At 68.8% G+C, this 15,861-nt stretch carries 19 protein-coding genes, 1 pseudogene and 1 riboswitch; of the genes and pseudogenes, 7 read left to right on the forward strand and 13 right to left on the reverse strand.

Annotation, left to right across the window (positions count from 1 at the left end; all coding sequences use genetic code 11):
* Positions 1-99: 99 nt before the first annotated feature.
* The 4 genes from E1267_RS36595 to E1267_RS36610 all read right to left on the reverse strand — a co-directional run bounded on the left by E1267_RS36595 (position 100) and on the right by E1267_RS36610 (position 3,719).
* Positions 100-978 (reverse strand): hypothetical protein, encoded by an 879-nt coding sequence (locus tag E1267_RS36595; protein WP_132339693.1) that lies wholly within the window; start codon positions 976-978, stop codon positions 100-102.
* Positions 979-1,025: 47 nt separating this feature from the next.
* Positions 1,026-2,252, reverse strand: a complete 1,227-nt coding sequence (gene fxlM / locus E1267_RS36600; RefSeq protein WP_132339694.1) for a methyltransferase, FxLD system — start codon at positions 2,250-2,252, stop codon at positions 1,026-1,028.
* Positions 2,253-2,316: 64 nt separating this feature from the next.
* Complete coding sequence (locus tag E1267_RS36605) at positions 2,317-2,886, reverse strand: thiopeptide-type bacteriocin biosynthesis protein (protein ID WP_281283735.1); 570 nt, start codon at positions 2,884-2,886, stop codon at positions 2,317-2,319.
* Positions 2,887-3,011: 125 nt separating this feature from the next.
* On the reverse strand, positions 3,012-3,719 hold the full coding sequence (locus E1267_RS36610; protein ID WP_220449849.1) for a lanthionine synthetase C family protein: 708 nt from the start codon (positions 3,717-3,719) through the stop codon (positions 3,012-3,014).
* 144 nt (positions 3,720-3,863) lie between these two features.
* On the opposite strand from E1267_RS36610, the gene E1267_RS36615 reads away from it, so the two are divergent.
* Positions 3,864-4,747 (forward strand): IS5 family transposase gene (locus E1267_RS36615; RefSeq protein ID WP_220449854.1). Its coding sequence is split into 2 segments (ribosomal slippage): positions 3,864-4,596 and positions 4,596-4,747, totalling 885 coding nucleotides; the frame shifts between segments, so codons are not numbered across the junction.
* 114 nt (positions 4,748-4,861) lie between these two features.
* Positions 4,862-5,197 (forward strand): phosphotransferase family protein, encoded by a 336-nt coding sequence (locus tag E1267_RS36620; protein ID WP_220449850.1) that lies wholly within the window; start codon positions 4,862-4,864, stop codon positions 5,195-5,197.
* Here the strand turns inward: E1267_RS36620 and E1267_RS36625 are convergent.
* Positions 5,113-5,781 carry a recombinase family protein gene (locus E1267_RS36625; protein WP_220449851.1) on the reverse strand — a complete coding sequence of 223 codons (669 nt, stop codon included), beginning with the start codon at positions 5,779-5,781 and terminating at the stop codon, positions 5,113-5,115. The genes E1267_RS36620 and E1267_RS36625 overlap by 85 nt on opposite strands.
* A 365-nt stretch (positions 5,782-6,146) precedes the next feature.
* On the opposite strand from E1267_RS36625, the gene E1267_RS36630 reads away from it, so the two are divergent.
* Positions 6,147-6,848, forward strand: coding sequence for a DUF2975 domain-containing protein (locus E1267_RS36630; RefSeq protein ID WP_132339698.1), 702 nt, complete (start codon positions 6,147-6,149; stop codon positions 6,846-6,848).
* Positions 6,848-7,087 (forward strand): helix-turn-helix domain-containing protein, encoded by a 240-nt coding sequence (locus E1267_RS36635; RefSeq protein WP_106247751.1) that lies wholly within the window; start codon positions 6,848-6,850, stop codon positions 7,085-7,087. Before E1267_RS36630 ends, E1267_RS36635 begins: the two co-directional genes overlap by 1 nt.
* Before the next feature lie 224 nt (positions 7,088-7,311).
* Here E1267_RS36635 and E1267_RS44940 read toward each other — a convergent pair whose 3' ends face one another.
* Positions 7,312-7,482: a transposase gene (locus tag E1267_RS44940; protein WP_165959999.1), complete on the reverse strand. Its 171-nt coding sequence runs from the start codon at positions 7,480-7,482 to the stop codon at positions 7,312-7,314.
* Between the two features lie 57 nt (positions 7,483-7,539).
* Here E1267_RS44940 and E1267_RS44945 point away from each other — a divergent pair, with 57 nt between their 5' ends.
* The 3 genes from E1267_RS44945 (at position 7,540) to E1267_RS36640 (ending at position 8,858) form a co-directional block, all read left to right on the forward strand.
* The gene (locus E1267_RS44945) at positions 7,540-7,698 is read left to right on the forward strand and encodes a hypothetical protein (protein ID WP_165960000.1); all 159 of its coding nucleotides are present in this window, start codon (positions 7,540-7,542) and stop codon (positions 7,696-7,698) included.
* 93 nt (positions 7,699-7,791) lie between these two features.
* Complete coding sequence (locus E1267_RS45970; RefSeq protein WP_220449852.1) at positions 7,792-8,016, forward strand: hypothetical protein; 225 nt, start codon at positions 7,792-7,794, stop codon at positions 8,014-8,016.
* On the forward strand, positions 8,013-8,858 hold the full coding sequence (locus E1267_RS36640; RefSeq protein WP_220449853.1) for an integrase core domain-containing protein: 846 nt from the start codon (positions 8,013-8,015) through the stop codon (positions 8,856-8,858). The genes E1267_RS45970 and E1267_RS36640 overlap by 4 nt, the downstream gene beginning before the upstream one ends.
* Before the next feature lie 38 nt (positions 8,859-8,896).
* On the opposite strand, the pseudogene E1267_RS46885 reads toward E1267_RS36640, so the two are convergent.
* The 7 genes and pseudogenes from E1267_RS46885 to E1267_RS36680 form a co-directional block, all read right to left on the reverse strand.
* Positions 8,897-9,409: pseudogene (locus E1267_RS46885) on the reverse strand (MATE family efflux transporter).
* Between the two features lie 5 nt (positions 9,410-9,414).
* The gene (locus E1267_RS36655) at positions 9,415-10,437 is read right to left on the reverse strand and encodes an LLM class F420-dependent oxidoreductase (RefSeq protein ID WP_132339704.1); all 1,023 of its coding nucleotides are present in this window, start codon (positions 10,435-10,437) and stop codon (positions 9,415-9,417) included.
* Positions 10,438-10,446: 9 nt separating this feature from the next.
* Positions 10,447-11,628, reverse strand: a complete 1,182-nt coding sequence (locus E1267_RS36660) for a YcaO-like family protein (RefSeq protein ID WP_165960001.1) — start codon at positions 11,626-11,628, stop codon at positions 10,447-10,449.
* A 247-nt stretch (positions 11,629-11,875) separates the two neighbouring features.
* Positions 11,876-12,541, reverse strand: coding sequence for a (2Fe-2S)-binding protein (locus tag E1267_RS36665; protein ID WP_132339708.1), 666 nt, complete (start codon positions 12,539-12,541; stop codon positions 11,876-11,878).
* A gap of 70 nt (positions 12,542-12,611) precedes the next feature.
* A complete protein-coding gene (locus tag E1267_RS36670; protein ID WP_132339710.1) occupies positions 12,612-13,418 on the reverse strand; it encodes an ABC transporter ATP-binding protein in 807 nt (268 codons plus the stop codon).
* Positions 13,391-14,452, reverse strand: coding sequence for a FecCD family ABC transporter permease (locus E1267_RS36675; protein WP_342774937.1), 1,062 nt, complete (start codon positions 14,450-14,452; stop codon positions 13,391-13,393). Before E1267_RS36675 ends, E1267_RS36670 begins: the two co-directional genes overlap by 28 nt.
* Complete coding sequence (locus E1267_RS36680) at positions 14,449-15,450, reverse strand: ABC transporter substrate-binding protein (protein ID WP_132339712.1); 1,002 nt, start codon at positions 15,448-15,450, stop codon at positions 14,449-14,451. Before E1267_RS36680 ends, E1267_RS36675 begins: the two co-directional genes overlap by 4 nt.
* A 110-nt stretch (positions 15,451-15,560) precedes the next feature.
* Positions 15,561-15,755, reverse strand: a riboswitch (cobalamin riboswitch).
* Positions 15,756-15,861 lie beyond the last annotated feature (106 nt).

Below are 15,861 nucleotides of genomic sequence, written 5' to 3' on the forward strand. Positions count from 1 at the left end.
GGCACCGGCCAGTCACCCCCGACCATCCCGCAACCCACCGACCTCCAACTCCATCTCCTGGATCTCCTCGACATCGATCCACGAGACCTCCGCTGAAGATCACTCATGTGCGGAAAACGGGGCTAGCCCGAAAACGCTCAGGCCCAAACGCACCTGGAAGACGACATGCTCGGGCTCGGCCGGGAGCCGGAGGTAGGCGTCGACCATGGTCGATGTGGTCGGGTCGGCCGGCTGGTCGGCGACGCGCAGGCACAGCGTGTGCAGGCAGGCTGAGACCGCCTCCTCCCACGGCGCCTCGACAGGAGTCGCCGCCAGGAGATGAGCGGCTTCGTCAGGGTGGCCGGAGGTCGCGCGGGCGACGATGGAGACCTGGCGCCCTTCGCACATCCGCGCCCCGACGCCGTGGTGTTGCTCGACGTGGTGAAGCGCCTCGGCCCATCGGCCGGCCCTGGCCAAGGCCTTGCTGCCATCGATGAGAAGGTTGAGCCACATCCACTGCACGATCTGCGGCCGGTCGTCCTCGATGACGAGGTCGGCCAGGTCCACCTGCCTGCCGGCGATGGCCACGGCCGCCCGGTCGTGGAGCGCGTCGTACAAGCCCCGGAACACCTCGTAAGCGCCGTCGCCGTCGCGGACGAGCAGACGACCGAGGTTGATCAGCGGCTGCAGCGCCAGCTTGGCCGTTGCCGCGGGGTAGGGGCGGCTGGTGAGGAAGATGTCGGCCTGCTGCCAGCACAGCTCTCGTGCGAGCTTGGGCAGGCCGCAGTCGGTGGCGATCAGCGCGGCCATGTTGAACGCCTCCGCGGCCCGCAGGACCGCGTCGTCGCCGCGTTGCGCCGCCAGGTGGGCGCGGTCACGAACTCGGGCGACGCGCTGCTCGATCGAGCGGCATACCGCCCGCGGGCGTGGCACCAGTGGGAACCGGCGCGCCACCGTGTGCAGGGGCGAGACCGGCTGGGCGGTTTCGGTCTTGCTCACCTTCGTGCCTCCTGTCTACGGCGGCCGGATCGGACAAGCCGTCGCGGTCACCACACGACGGTGAGGCGGGCGCCGGGCCGGTCGATGCGGTACCCCGGCGAGAGCTGCACGTCGGGCGTGCCTGCGGGGTGGGCGGTGATGACGGGCTGCGGCGGCCGCTCCTCGTCCCACTGGTGCAGGAGTTCCGCCGTCTGCGCGGCGAGCTTCACGCCCTCGGGCCCGTGGGCGATCACGCCGAGCTGGTGCGTTTGGAGTCCGGGTGGGCGGTTGTCGAGGGGGCGCAGCGCCAGGTAGGCGAGGCTGGTGTCGTCGTACAGGGTGGCGCCGGCCCACCGCAGCGCGGGCGTGACGAGGCCGCGGTCGCGGGCGTCCGCTCCGGCCGCCATCCGGGCGAACCGGCTGCCGGTGCTGACCAGCCACAGGTCGAGGTGGCCGACGGGCTGATCGTCGCGGATCTGGATGCCCGTCCATACCTGGTGGGCGGGATGCTTGAGCGCCTGCGGCAGGTTCTGGTCCGCCTCGGACGGGTGGTCGTTGAGGTGGAGCACGACGTCCTCGGCGAGCTGGAGGGTGCGCCCGGCGTGGAACGTCGAGCCGCGCATGGGGACGAACCCGCACACCAGCGCCGACGTGGACACCATCCGGCCGGGTTGGGCGAGGTCGAACGCGAGCGAGCGCGTCAGGCCACTGTCGTGCAGGAGGACGGGGACGACCATGCGGCCGCCCTCGGCGAGCTGCTGCCACCAGGCCGCGGCCAGGTCCCACGCGCCGGCGGTGACGATGATCCGGTCATACGGTCCGCCGGCGGGGTGGCCATCGGCGCCGTCACCGCAGATCACCTCGACCTGCTCGTATCCCGCCGCGCGCAGGCCGCGGCGGGCCGCCTGGACGAGGTCGTCGTCGATGTCGATGGTGACCACGTGCCCGTCCGGGCCAGCCAGTTCCGCCATGAGGCAGGCGTTGAAGCCGGTGCCCGCGCCGATCTCCAGCACGCGGTGGCCGGGCTGGATGTCGAGCTGTTCCAGCATCTCGGCCACGAGCTTCGGATTGGAGGCCGAGGAGATCGCCGAGCCGTCGGCGCCGTACTTGGTCTTGACGACCTTGGGGGCGTAGGCGTCCCGCAGGTCCACGCCCGGCAGGAACAGATGCCGGGGCACCGTCCGGAACGCGCGCTCGACACGGGCGGACGTGAAGATGCCGCGGTCGCGGATGTGGTCGGCCAGCTCGTCGCGTAGCTGCTCTGGGCTCGGGTTGGTGTCGGTGTTGGTGGTCACTGCGGTGAGCGTAGTCGCAGGTGATGGCGCAGGGCGGGAGGTCGGATCCTCCTCAAGGCCGGACTCAAGGCCGGGCTTCAGGCCGGGGGTGTGATGGAACACGACCTGGGCGGCCGTTTCCGAGAAGAACGCCTGGTGTCGTGAGGAGAGGCTGGCCCGGTTCCACGCGAACAGCACATGATGGGCGAGTACGGAGCGTAGGGCCGCGAGACAGGCGGCCGCGCTTGGCCAGGGCAGCGAGCTGGGCGCCGGCCGCTTGGAACGCCTCGGCCCAGTCCGGTGCGGCCGTCAGTGGGCTGGATGCGCTGTTGCCGCAGGCGGTGATGAGCGTGCGCACTGCGGCCAGCTCGGCGTCGGTGACCTGCGTGGGGAAGCTCGCCGGCAGGGCGGCCGGCCGGTGCGCCGCCACCTTGGCCCACACGTCGCCCTGCTCGTACCAGTCCAGGCCGGCCCCGCGCATCAGCGTGCTGGCCAGCACCAAGCCGAGCTCGCGCCGGTGATCTCGGCACGGAATTAGCTGATCGTCGAGCTGGTGCAGGTAGTGGAGGATGTTGCGGCTGTCGGCGTGGAAGAGGTCGTGCGCGACGTCCATGGCCTCGACGCCGCCGAACGCGTCGACCTCGGGCTCGTAGATCCCCCCAGACCCACTGCTCGATGTCGCCGTGCACCTTCAGGGCGTCCATGGCCTCTTGCAGGCGCCTGGTCGCTTCGTCGTCCCGGCCGGGGGCGGGCATGCAGCGGATGCGCCACTCGGGGCCCTTACGGGTGAACCACCACGCGACAGGAGGCGTGCCGCACGGTGGCCAGGAGCCCGGCCCAGCCGTGGCATAAGGCGGGGTCGCGGATGCGGGCGAGCTGGGCGGGGTCGGACAGGCACGCGGCGAGCGCGAGCTCGGCGCGTTGCTGGCGGGCGTGGTCGCCGGTCGCGATGCCGGCGAGCTGCAGGGCGCGGGCGATGCCGGGGGTGCCGTAGCACCAGGACGGGCGCGCCGGTCCCGGCTGGTCGGGGCGGCCATCGAGGTGCTCGTGGATGTTCACCCGCTCTGGCCACCAGGGGCCGGTCGGGCCCTCTTGCCACCAGTAGTCCAGCCAGTCGCAGATGCGTTCGATGGCCTCGGCGTGGCCCTCGACGGTGATGCCGCGCCGCATGCTTGTGGCGAGCAACGCGAGCGGGCCGGCGATGCCATGTGCCATCCCCTGGTCGGCGAACCCGCCGCGGAAGTCGGCGGGCGGGCGACCTGGCGGGATGTCGATGGTCCACCAGCCGGGCAGCCCGTTGCATGAGGGGAGCGGCTGGGTGAGCTCGACCAGGTAGGCGAGCACGTCACGGAGGAGGGGGCCGCTCGGGTCGCGCCGCAGCAGGTGCGCGCCCAGCCCGGTCATGCCGCGTACCAGATCGAACTCGTCCCGGGTGGGGTATTCGACGGCGGCCGTGCGGGCGCGGGCGGCGGCGGGTCGGGCTTTCACGATCATGGCGACGCTCGCGTCTAGGCCGTGTTTCGAAAGATCACGTGTGAGGCGTGTCGGTGATCGTTAATCGAAGAGGTCTCCGGTAGTTGGTTCAACGACCAAGAAGAACGAAATACCGGAGACCTCGTGGCCAGCGTAGTGGTGACGAGGCGGCACGACCTCACTGACGCGCAGTGGGCGGCGCTGGAGCCGCATCTGCCTGCCGCGTCGGGTAAGGGGCGTCCGCCGAAGTGGAGCAGGCGGCAGTTGATCGACGGGATCCGGTGGCGGATCCGGACCGGGGCGCCGTGGCGAGACGTTCCTGCCTGCTACGGCCACTGGTTCACCGTGTATGGCTTGTTCCGGCGCTGGCAGCGGGAGGGGATCTGGGCGCGGATCCTGGCGGCCTTGCAGGCGTGTGCGGACGCCGCCGGGAAGATCGATTGGACGGTGAGCGTCTCCACCATCACCCGGGCTCACCAGCACGCGGCCGGAGCCCGCCGGGACGGTCACCTGCAGAAGGAGCCACCCGGCGGGGTGCACATCGAGCCGGCCGATCACGCGCTGGGGCGCTCACGCGGCGGGCTGACCACCAAGACCCATCTGGCTTGCGAGCAGGGCCGCAAGTTGCTGGCTGCGGTGGTGACCGCCGGGCAGCGGGGCGACAGCCCGCAGTTCATCCCGGTGCTCGGCAAGATCCGGGTGGCCCGCCTCGGCGGTGGCCGTCCCAGGACCCGCCCGGATCGGGTCCTGGCCGACAAGGCCTACACCAGCAAGGCCAACCGGACTCATCTGCGCCGGCGTGGGATCAAGGCGTGCATTCCGAGCAAGGCCGACCAGGACGCTCACCGGCGAGCCAAGGGATCGAAGGGGGGTCGCCCGCCGGCCTTCGACCCACGTTCTACCGGCTGCGTCACGCTGTGGAGTGCGGCATCAACCTGCTCAAAGGCAACCGCGGCATGGCGACCCGCTACGACAAGCTCGCCGTACGCTACGAAACCGTCGTCATCATCGCTGCGATCAACCAGTGGCTCGATGCCTTATGAAACACGACCTAGCCGACCGGATTGAGCGTGCGACCACTCTCGGGACGACGATCGGTGGTGGATGCGGCGCCACCTTAACGAGCTGAAAGCCCGGTATGCCGAACTGCCGAAGGGGTGCCCGAGTGCGTCGTGCACGGTGACGCATGGATCGGCAATGTCGTCTGCACCGACGACGGTGATGTGGTGCTGCTCGACCTTGAGCGCTGCTCGGCCGGGCCGCCAGAGTGGGACCTCACCTCGACCGCGGTGAAGGCGCTCACGATGGATGGCATCCCCGCCGACGACTACAACCTGTTCGTGCGGACGTATGGGGGTGCCGTTAACCAACGCGCCATCAGCCGCCAAGTAGGCGCTGAACTGGGGAATCAGCCGCCCGTCTCCATCTCGGCTCGCGCTGCCGGCTGCTCGACGGCCGGGCGGGCCGTGGCGAGTTCGGGCACATACTTGTAGATCGTGGAGCGGCTGACGTTCAGCAGTCGGGCACTTGAGGACACGGTAGCGTCGGGCTGGGTGAGCAAGGCACGGGCGTGCCGGACCTGCTCGGGGGTCATCGCGGGTGGGCGGCCGAGTCGCACGCCGCGAGCCTTGGCGGCGGCCAGGCCCTCGTGGGTTCCCTCGACGATCAGCTCGCGGATGAACTCGGCGAGGGCGGCGAAGACGTGGAAGACGAGGCGGCCGCCGGGGGTGGTGGTGTCGAGGGCTTCCTTCAGGGACCGGAAGCCGACGCCGCGGCGGCGCAGTTCGGCGACGATCGTGACGAGGTCGGCCAGGGAGCGGGCGAGCCGGTCGAGCGAGGGGACGACGAGGGTGTCGCCGGACCGTAGGTAGTCCATGGCCTTAGTGAGCTCTTCGCGGTCGGTGTTCTTGCCGCTCAGCTTGTCGGCGAAGATGCGGATGCAGCCGGCGGCTTCGAGCGCGCGGGTCTGTCGGTCGAGGCGCTGATCGCGGGTGGAAACCCGGGCGTAACCGACGAGCGCTCCGGTGAGGACTGGGGGTTCGGCGCCAAGGAGGTCGTCGGCGGCCTGGCGGATCACTGCGGCGGGGGCGAGTCGTCGCGGAGTGTCGTCACACCTCGGAAGTGTAGAGAAACGGTGCTGCGACAGTTGATGAACACTCCGACTTCGCAACACGTTTTTCCGACACCCAGGCAGGCTGTCGGCAGTTCGCGAAGAGCGCTCCGGCCAGGTGTTGAGAATCGAACGTATCTCGACATGATCATTAATGGCGAGTGACGGTGGGGCAAACAACGCCGCTGGAGTGGCCAGAGCAGGCCGCCCGAGACCCGGGGCTCGGGGCCCGCATCGGGACAACCTGCTCGATCAGGACCCCACTTGACACATTATTGTTCATCGATATCATCGATAAACAATAATATCGAGCAACGATATGGAGCCGCGCCGTGCCCCTCGACAGATCCACTCCCCTGAAGTGGACGGCGATCGTCGTCCGCCTTCTCCTAGTGCTGTTCGCCGCGACGATGGCCTACGAAGTCGGGCGTGCAGCCTTGACCGGCGGAGAGAACGCCTTCGGTTCCCGCGGCGTCCAAAGCCTGGTGTGTGTGCCATCACCGAGCATCCTCGACGTGGAGGGAAACTTCGCCGAGGACCCTCAACGCCGAAAGGCCGTGGCGGGGAGCAGCGGCGTCGACGACAACCCCTATCCCGTGGAGAAGGGAGTCGAGCTCGCCTACCCGCTGCCTCAGATTTGCAAGGACGACTCCAGCCTCGTCACACAGGTGCTCTATCAGACCTCGCGGTTCGCCACCGCGCTCGCATTGCTCATCGCGCTCTTCCTCCTCGACTGGCTGATCAGAGACGCACGACAGGACAGCGGTTTCGATGAGGTGGTCGTCCGCAGGCTGCGGTTCCTCGGCGTGTTTCTTATGGTCGGCACAGTCGCGGCGTCGCTCTACACCACCATCGTCGAGACCGGCCTGGCCGTGTCGATGGTGGCCGGGACCGTCAGGGAGGTGGGGTGGATGGCTTTGTACGGCTGGGCCTTTCCATGGGCGTCCCTGATCGCCGGGCTCGGGCTTGTCGTGATGTCCAAGGTCGTCCGCGTCGGCGCGCACATGCGCGAGGAACTCGAAGGAACTGTCTGATGTCGCCCGCCGAAAACCCCGAGCACGCCATCGAGGTACATCTGGATCGATTGCTCGAAGAGCGCGGCATGACGGTGGTCGAGCTGGCCGACAAGGTGGGGATCACCAACGTGAACCTGTCGATCCTCAAGAACAACCGCGCCAAGGCGATCCGGTTCTCGACGCTGAGCAAGATCTGCGAGGTTCTCGGCTGCCAGCCCGGCGACCTACTGTCCTTCACACCCCGCTCTTCAGGTTGATTGCGTACAGTCCCGAGGTCGCGAAGAATAGCGCTCGGTGCGGTAGTGGGGCGGGGGCCGCACCGAGCGCTATCTGCTCACCGGATATCTGGTGCAGACCGGGCTCAACCTCGACGTCCCGGCGAAGACAGCGCCGTTGACGAGCCAGTACAGGACAGAGAACTGGGCCAGCTACCGGCTCAAGATAACGACCGATTCTCGACATGATCAGCAAGCCATATCTGTCATGCGCCACCGAACGAGCTGAGAGAACCGATGCTCAACCGGGCGCTCAGGTCGAGACGCACCTCGCCGTAGGGGCGGACGTGCAGCCAGAACAGCGAGGTCAGTCCGCGCCGGTCGATCGGTGTGAGCAGCGCGGCCCATTCGGGTTCGGCGAGAACGTCTTGCAGCATCAGAACATTTATCTGTTGACTGAACTAACGAGGGTGAAACAAAGGATCGCCCTGAAGATGACCCGCACCACGACGTCCAGCGGCGAGGCCATCGAGACCAACGCGCCGCGCGCCGATCACGGCCTCAACCACCTGGCCATCGTGCGGGCCTTCTACCTCGACCTGGCCGAATGGGCCATGGACGACCCGGCCCGGTGGGGTGTCTGGGCAGCGTGAAGGGTGTCAATACTCCGTTGACGGTCGTGAGCTGCGGGTTTTTCTCGGCTTCCTGGCCGGAGCAGTGGCCTGGGTCGGGCATGCTCGAGGCTCGTGACGCTCCGTCTCTTCTATCTGATCCTCTGCCGCATAGTGGGCTGGCTGACGCTGCTGGCTCGTAGCGACGCCTCCAAGAACATGGAGATCCTCCTCCTGCGGCACGAGGTCGCTGTGCTGCGCCGTCAGGTTCGCCGTCCAAGACTGTCATGGGCGGACCGAGCGGTGCTGTCCGCGCTGGCCCGAGGACTGCCGCGGCGCTGCGCGCCCACCGACTGGTGACACCAGGGACGCTGCTGCGCTGGCACCGGCATCTGACCGCACGCCACTGGACCTATCCGCACCGGAGGATGGGACGCCCTGCGACCGATCCGGCACTCGTGGCGTTGATCCAGCAGTTGGCGCGGGAGAATCCTCGCTGGGGTTACGAGCGCATCCGCGGCGAACTGCGGCATCTGGGCCACCAGGTGAGTGGTGCGACGATCCGCCGCATCCTGAAACGGGGGCGCCTGGGTCCGGCGCCGCGACGGGCTGATGACCGCTGGCGAGATTTCGTCCGCACCCACGCCGTGAGCACGCTGGCCTGTGACTTCTTCACCGTGGACACCGTCACGCTGCGCCGGTTGTACGTCTTCTTCGTGGTGGAGGTCGGCACCCGGTTCGTGCACGTGCTCGGCGTGACCGCCCACCCTGACGGCAAGTGGGTTACCCAGCAAGCCCGAAACCTTCTCACCGATCTGGAGGACCGTGCCGGCGCGTTCCGGTTCCTGATCCGGGATCGGGACACGAAGTTCACCGGCAGCTTCGATGAGGTCTTCGCCGGCGACCACATTCACGTGCTGAAGATCCCGCTGCGGGCGCCTCGCGCGAACGCGTTCGCCGAGCGATGGGTCCGCACCGCCCGCACGGAATGCACCGACCGACTACTGATCTTCGGCGAACGGCACCTTCGCACCGTGCTGGACGAATACGCCGATCACTACAATCGCCACCGGCCGCACCGCTCCCTCGCCCTCCGAGCTCCCACCAAGGACAACTCCGACGTGATCCCGCTGCCGACGGGCCGGATCGAGCGCCGCCACGTCCTCGGCGGGCTGATCAACGAGTACCAGCGAGCCAGCTGACCAACGGGGTGCAGTCATGAAAGACGCAGGTCAGAGCCTTAGGCTGACTTTTGACACCCTTCAGGCAGATTCACCGCGCTGACCACGAGTGCGTGGTACATCGCGGCCCGCGTGACGCCGACGCCCGAGCAGGCGCTCTGCAGCGTGAACGACGCGGCGGCGAAAGGCATTGCGAATGCCAGGACGCGCAGGTACTCCCCGCCCGGACCGATCAGCTCGGCAGGCGCTCCCAGCAACGCGAGCACCGGCTCCGCCGTAGCCTACAGCACCACCCCGATCACCAGCCCGGCCACGGCAGACGTGGTCAACCCCAGCCGCACGGCCTGCACGACCGCACGCTGGTCGCCCGCTCCGTGCGCCTGCGCCACCTTGATCTGTACGGCTGTCGCCCAGCCGCGCACGATGACCAGCGCGATCAGGTAGACGGGAGCGGCCAGCGCGAAAGCGCCCAGTGCCGTCGTGGACCAGCGCGCCAGCATGATCGTGTCGACGACATTGACGATGATCTGAGTGAGCCCGGCCACGAGCAGCGGCACAGCGAGCGCCCACATGCGCCTCACAGGACAGCCCGAGCCGCTTCCAGCAGGTCGGTGTCACGGTCGAGCAGGATGACGGTGTCGACTCTTGATTGCCGCCACACCGTAAGCCGTTCGATCATGGCTTCGACCGGGCCGATCAGGGCTACCTCATCCAGCAGGCGATCGGGGACGGCTCGGACGGCGGCCGGCTTGTCGCCATCGGAGAAGTGCTTGCGGATGTCGTGAGCGGCGCCTTCATAGCCCATCTGGGTGACCACGTCCGCGTAGGTGTTGCGCACTCCCGGAGCGGTGGCTCCGACCAGGTGGGCGTAGAGGGGACGCAGTTTCTCCCGCCCAGCGTCGATCGTCGGCGCGTGGGCGACGTAGAGGATGGGGCAGATCCGCACGTCCGCCGCCTGCCGTCCGGCTCGGGCGATGCCCTCGTCAAGCGGGGCGAGGATGGCGGTCTCGTGCTCGGGGGCGTACATGCCAGACAGCCAGCCGTCGGCGAGTTCGCCGGTCAGGGCCAGGTTGCGGGGGCCGATGGCGGCGAGGTGGATCGGGATGTGCGGGCGCAGCGGCGTCATCTCCGAGCGGATCGGCCGCGCCCGGCCGGTCGAACCGGGGCCGGTGTAGGGGAGCGTGTACAGCTCGCCCTCGTAGCTCACCCGATCCTCGTGGGCGATGGCGCGGCGCACGATCTCGACATACTCCCTCGTACGGCGTAGCGGACGTTCGTACGGCAGGCCGTGCCAGCCCTCCACGATCCACGGCACGGACAGGCCGAGGCCCAGCTGGAAGCGGCCCTTGGAGAGCACGTCGAGGGTCATCGCCGTCATCGCTGTCGCCGCGGGGGTACGGGCCGGGATCTGCATGATCGCGCTGCTGAGCTCGATGCGCGAGGTCACGGCTGCCAGGTATCCGAGCACGCTGACGGCATCGGGGCCGTACTCCTCCAGGCTCCACACCGAGTCGACGCCGATGCTCTCGGCCCGCTGGATGACCGGGAGCACCTCCTCCATGGGTTCGCCGCCGTATCCCATGGCCAGTCCGAGCCGCATACGTTCTCCTTAGGCGAATGGCAGTGGTTGCCGCACAAGATCGGATGAGGCGGGCAGCCGGGTGCTGCCGAGGAAGGGGAAGGCCGCAGGCGCGTCGCAGACCAGCCCCGGTACCAGCACCCGGGCGACATGGAGCTCGGAGTCAGGGCTGCTCAGATCAACCGCGTAGGCGCGGAGGCCCTGGTCGGTCAGCGAGCGCAGCGGGCCGAGGCTCTCCGGTGGCATCGGCGGGCCCGACGGGTGCCGGAGCCGGTCCAGCGCGTCGCCCTGGAGTCGTTCGTCGAGGTAGACCTGGACGTGCAGCCGGACATCGTTGACGTCGCGCCAGCCGCGTCGCAGGTCGTCGAGGTAGCGCCGGTCGGCGCGGCGGCGCAGATAGGGCGGCCGTGCGATGTCGCGGCGCAGCAGGATCCGGCCGGTCTCGTAGGTGCCGATGGCCTCGGTGAAAGCCTTGGCCGCGGCCCCCTCCTCAGTGGCCCGGCAGGCGCTGCCGAAGCCGACGATCCGGCGGGCGCGATCCTCGACGAACACCGCCGCCACGATGGCATCGAACGCGGCCGGGATGCGTAGCAGCGACACGGTCAGCCCGGATTCAGCGGCTTCGCCGAGCGCTTCGGCGAGCGGGCCGCCCGCGGGAGCCTTCAGCGGTGAGGCAGGAGCGCTGCCGTGCCACCACAGGGTGACTGCGTCCCGCTCCAGAACCTCACGCAACGCCGCCTGTCTGGCTTGCTCCTGGGTCGCGGCGGCTGCTGTCCCGGCCAGGATCGGGTAGTTGGTGGCCGGCTCGGCCCGGCGAGGGCCGGTGAAGTAGTTCACGTACACCAGCGAGGCAGGTACCAGGGCACGCCCGCCGGAGACGAGGTCCTCGGCGGGCGACCAGGCGATTTCCAGGTCCGCGGTCATCGGCACGAAGGGGAAGCCTCGTGCCCGGTATTGAGCCGGCGAGTAGAGGGCGAACGAGCGCGGATCGACCGCGGGTTCGTCCAGCTCGCGGTAGGTTGCCCTGCGCAGGCCGGAAGGGACCTGGTTCGCGCAGTGCCGCTCGACGGCCTCGCCGACCGCGGCGCGCAGCGCGGCCTCGTCGTCTCCGAGGGCCGCGCCTCCGGTCACCTCCGCACCCGTGGCGGTGTAGGAGATCAGGCTGGGCACCACGGAGCCGGCGGTTCTGTCCCGGCTGACCTGCGCGATCACGAGGGCTCCTCTCCGAAGGAGCCGGAGCCCCTGCTCGGGGCCCCGGCTGTGAACCGGGATCTACTCGTCGTCGTCCTCACGCCACTCGAACGGCGAGTCGACTGCCGGAGTGTGGGACTTCAGGCAGTTCAGCGGTCCTTCGGGTTCGACGAATCCGTGGTGCGCCATGTGCATCCTCCTACGAGTGATTTGCACTTGCCAACTACATGCAAAACCATAGGCATGCATTGCGAGGTCATTCAAGGATTCATTTTTCTGCCAGCGAGCAGTCGCCGCATTTCACGCCGTCCGGTACCCGGTAATAGAGACAGCAGGTGGTGCGCCGGAATGCCAGGCCGTCGGACACGATCGCGCCTTTACGGGCGAGGCCGCCGTGGTTCAGCAACGTCGTGACCAGCTGGGTGGCTCGCGCGGTCAGGTCCGGGCGGGCCGCCACCACGGTGCGAGCCGCTTCGACCAAGGCCGAGGCGGCGTTGCCGTACAGCAGGCCGCGGGCGACCTTCACCCGCAGCCCGGCCGCGAACGGCTCCAGGTGGCCGCGAACGACCAGGTCGTAGAGCTGCTGAGGGGATTCGTACGGCCATCCACGTGGGTCGGGCAGGCGTAGGGCCGGCCCGTCGTCGGCGCGGTCGAGGCGGGTCAGGTCGGGCACGACGCCGTGCGTCAGCGCCGTGCCGAGGACCGGCGACCAGAGCCGGGCGGCGTGGCCGAGCTGGGTGATCGAGGCGCCGATACGCAGCTCGGCGGTTCCGTACCTGGCGGCCGTGGCCTGGACCAGGTCGGTGAATCCGCGTTCGTAGTCGGTTCTGACATCATGCCATCCGGAAGCGTTTCCACCGAGGTGCAGCGAAAAGAACGAGCCGAATTCCGTGGCCCTTTCCAGAGCTGTGGCGATAGATTTCGGAGATTCCATCGAACTCCATTTCTCGAGCGCACGACGAACAGGCCGGACGGCGGATCCGGCTTTTTCTGGGAGTGGGGAATCAGTTCGTGACGCGGCTCCCTCCGGTGTGGAGGGTCACGTGCGGCACCCCGGTCTTCGGATGCATGGCCACATCGGCTTCGACCCGGTAGACGTCGGACAGGAGGGCGGGGGTGAGCACCTCGGCGGGCGTGCCGAGTGCGACGACCCGTCCGCCGTCCATGACGCAGATGCGGTCGCAGAACGCGGCGGCCATGTTGAGGTCGTGCAGGGCGACCACGGCGGTGACGCCGAGTGCGCTGACCAGGTTCAGCGCATCCAACTGGTGGCGCAGGTCGAGATGGTTGGTCGGCTCGTCGAGCACCATCGTGGCCGGCTGCTGGGCGAGCGCCCGCGCGATCAGCACCCTCTGCTTCTCGCCGCCCGACAGCCGATCGAAAGGAGCGTACGCCAGCCCGGCCACGTCGAGCCGATCGAGGGCGTCGGCGATGATCGCCTTGTCGCCGGCGTTGTCGCCGTCGAAGGCGCGCTTGTGCGGGGTGCGGCCCATGGCGACGACGTCGTACACGGTGAGCTCGAAGTCGCCACTGCTCTCCTGGAGCACCGCGGCCAGCCGCCGGGCCAGCCATCCGGCGGGCATCTTCCAGATGTCCTCGCCGTCGAGCAGCACCCGGCCCGAGGTGGGGCGGCGGACCCGATACAGGGTGCGCAGCAGGGTGGACTTGCCCGCACCGTTGGGCCCGGCCACCCCCAGCACCTCTCCGTCGGCGACCTCCAGCGAGACGTCGCTGACCAGGTACCGGTCACCGATCTGGACCGACACGTCCTCCACGATCAGCTTCACTTCGAGCGCCTCCGCATCAGCCACAGGAAGAACGGTCCGCCGACCAGAGCCGTGATGATCCCCACCGGGATCTCCTCGGGCGTGATCAGGGTGCGTGCGACCAGGTCGGCCATGACGAGGAAGGCCGCGCCGAGCAGCGCCGTCGCCGGTAGAGCACGGCGGTGGTCAGCGCCGATGAGCAGGCGGACCACGTGGGGCATGATCAGCCCGACGAAGCCGATGGCCCCGCTGACCGCCACGATCGTGCCGATCATCATGGCCACCAGCACGAACAGCGCCGCCCGGAACCGGTGCACGTCCAGTCCGAGCGAGGAGGCCGCCTCTTCGCCCGCCAGCAGCAGGTTCAGCGGCCGGGACACCGCGAGCAGCACGACCGTTCCGGCCAGTACGGCTGCCGCCGGGATCCACACCGTCGTCCAGGTGGTCCCGGCCAGGCCGCCGAGCATCCAGCGCACCGCCGACTGCGTCTTGTGCGGGTCGTTGGAGGTGACCACCAGGAAGCTGGCCACGGCCGACAGCACCTCGGCCATCGCGACCCCGGCCAGCACCAGCCGGACGGTGGTCATCCGGCCGCCGGAGCGGGCCAGGAAGTACACCGCCACGAGCGCGGCCAGTGCTCCTAGGAAGGCCGCGATCGGCAGGGAGAACGCGCCGAACACGGTCAAGCTGAACACCACCACCGTGACCGCGCCGACGCTCGCCCCCGAGGAGACGCCGAGCAGCATCGGGTCTGCCAGCGGGTTGCGCACCAGGGCCTGCAGCGCCATGCCGCACACCGACAGACCCGCGCCGATCACGGCTGCGAGCAGCACGCGGGGGAGTCGCACGTCCATGACGATGGTCTCGCGCACGGCGGTCCAGGTCTGGTCCGCCAGTGCCGGGTGGATGCGGTGCAGCAGGATGGACCAGACCTGCTCGGCGGGCAACGCGACCGACCCGGCAGCGATGGCCGCCGTTCCGGCCGCACCCAGCAGCGCGAGCAGCAGGACGATCACGACCGCGTACGGCAGGCCGGGGCGCCGCGCCGGGAGCACAGCCCCCGCGGTCAGGTCACTCACTGGAACCGGTCGGCGTGCAGTTGCTCGGCCAGGGACGCGACCGCCGTCGGGGCGCGCACGCCGAGCGCGACCGACGACAGGGGCAGGACGGCGAACCGCTTGCCCCTGATCGCCGGAACATCCTTCAGCGCCGGGTTGGAGAGCAGGAACTCCTGCTTGTCCTCCACGCTCTGGCTGCCGTAGTCGTAGATGACGATCCAGTCGGGCGCACGTTCGGCGACCTGCTCGAAGGAGACGTCAGCCCAGACCTTGTCGAGGTCGCCGAAGATGTTCTCCGCCCCGGCCCTTCTCATGATCTCGTTGCCGATGCCCTTGCCGCCCGCGGTGAAGGCGGTCTTGTCTCCGCTGTCGTAGACGAACAGCTTGACCGGCTGCGCGTCGCCGAGCTTGGTCTTCGCCTCGTCGAGGGTCGCGTGAAGCTTGGCGATCAGAGGCTCGGCCCGATCGGCGACGCCGAAGATCTTCGCCACGTTGCGGATCTCGGTGTCCATGAGGTCCATGGAGACCGCTCCCTCGGCACACTCCTCGACGTTGAGATAGGTCCTGACGCCGGTCTTCTCCAGCGCCTCGCGGCCGCGGCCCTCCTTCTCGTCGAAGGTGCTCTTGAACCCTCCATAGACGAAGTCGGGCTCCTCGGCCAGGAGTGCCTCGTAGGAGGGGTACTCCTTGGCGACGACCTTGATGGCGTCGTAGGCCGCCTGGTACTCCGGCAGCACCTTGTCGTCCAGGTAGGCGGTGCCGATCATCGACTTCTGCAGGCCGAGCGCCAGCATCACCTCGGTGGCGTGCTGGTTCATCGAGATCGCCCGCTGGGGCGGCTGTTCGTAGGTGGTCTTCACGCCGCAGTTGTCGAGCGTGAGCGGGAAACCTGCCGGCGCGGAGACTGCTGCCGTGCCGGCGTCAAGGGCGTTGCTATTGGCCGGGGCGCCGCCACAGGCGGCCAGCACGCCGGACAGCAGCAGGGCGAGCAGGAGGGACGTCGAACGTCTGCCCGTCATGAAGTGTTCCTCTCACGGAATCTGCACGACGGGGCGGATCAGAAAGAGGGCATACCAGGGGCACGTCGCACGACACGGCCCGCTCCTCTCCGGGGAAATCCGCCCCAGTTCATCGAGGAGGCGACCGCGTGAGTCTCCTGGCTCTCGGGTCGATGCTCGTCCCCGCCTTCCCACCCCTTGGGGGCGGTGGCCTGGTGGGGATCCGCTCGCCGATCACAGTGGCGGGACCGCGCCGGATTCACACCGGCTTCCTCAGTCCGCGCTCGCCTTTCTGTCATAATCACACGAATTCGGCTGGTGTCCATGATCGGGGTGCTCACGGACACAAGGCTTCGTCGTCCCCGGACGGGCGACGCGGCGGGCTGAAGCGGTGCAGCTCGAGGATGGCCGGAAGCGGAACCAGCCCTGGCC

Origin of the sequence: Nonomuraea longispora (assembly GCF_004348345.1) — a bacterium.
Lineage (GTDB): Bacteria > Actinomycetota > Actinomycetes > Streptosporangiales > Streptosporangiaceae > Nonomuraea > Nonomuraea longispora.